The sequence below is a fragment of the Vibrio sp. Y176 genome (assembly GCF_033438945.1).
On record NZ_JAWOQS010000698.1, the window covers coordinates 1 to 636 of the forward strand.

Annotated in this window: 1 pseudogene; it reads left to right on the top strand. The window is 45.4% G+C overall.

The window, feature by feature from the left end:
• Nucleotides 1–636, top strand: a pseudogene (locus R7O13_RS28140) (diguanylate phosphodiesterase); the annotation flags it as partial.

The following is a 636-nucleotide window of genomic DNA, read 5'->3' on the forward strand; positions in this document are numbered from 1 at the left end:
TATTACACCGAAAACCAATATTACGAATCGTCCGGCGTTGTTGACCCAAAGGTGCTGGAGTACATAGCAACCAGCTTCGCGGCTCGTGGTGAATACAGCCACACAGGGTTCATTTATAACTCCAGTGGCCAAAGCATCTTGTTGCGATACGAACTCATTGATAAACGAACGGGCGCACCGCCAGTTAGCTTCGATCCTAGCAACGTGTTTTTTGTTGTCGTGTCCGTATCTTTAGAAGTGTTTAACGACATCAAACACGACGTCGAATTTGATACTCATAGTGTGATTACGTTTGCCGATAAACCCATTTATCTAGACATCCCTCTTGCGCAAACCATTGAACTGCTGCCCCTCTTTTATGCGGTGCTCTCCCCAGCGGAGTATTTGATGTGGAACAAAGTGGACAAAGTATGGCTAGAGCTTGCACTTTCTTTTGGTATCGCGGCATTTTGTACCATCACGCTGATCGTCTTAGTGCTCTATCGTTACGTTTTGCATCCAGTCTCTCGCCTCGATAAACAACTCAGTGAGCTAGAATCGAATCAGCGAGACAACATCGAAAAGCTCGGAACCAATGATGAAATTGGCCGTCTTTCATCTCGCTTTTTTGATATGTACGAAGAGCTCAACGTCATA